This window comes from Mesorhizobium sp. M8A.F.Ca.ET.202.01.1.1 (genome assembly GCF_004791595.1).
Classification (GTDB): domain Bacteria; phylum Pseudomonadota; class Alphaproteobacteria; order Rhizobiales; family Rhizobiaceae; genus Mesorhizobium.
The window spans coordinates 1-286 of the sequence record NZ_SRUN01000297.1 but is presented as its reverse complement, the minus strand read 5'-3'; the positions used below and the strand labels follow the sequence as shown (position 1 = coordinate 286).

At 67.8% G+C, this 286-nt stretch carries 1 pseudogene; it reads right to left on the bottom strand.

The features are described from left to right. Positions 1-286 (bottom strand): annotated as a pseudogene (locus tag EN845_RS34945) (aldehyde oxidase); the annotation flags it as partial.

The following is a 286-nucleotide window of genomic DNA, read 5'->3' as shown; positions in this document are numbered from 1 at the left end:
GCTCGATATAGGCGTGCTCGACGAAGGAGGTCTCGATGGCGCCGGACGCCGTGACGGCAGCGCCGGCAAGCGCGCCATCGGGATCGCCGCGCTCGACAAAGCCGGAGGTGAGCAGGTTCGCCGGCCGATGCTGGTGGATGAGCTTGGCGCCGTCGGCCTTCGCGTCTGAGGGCTGCAGCACATGCGGCAGCTCCGTCCAGGCGACTGGAAAATCCGTCAGGTCGAGATCCAAGATCGCTTCGCGTTCGCCAGCCACCAGCGCCACCGCTTCGCCGCGAAAGCGTGC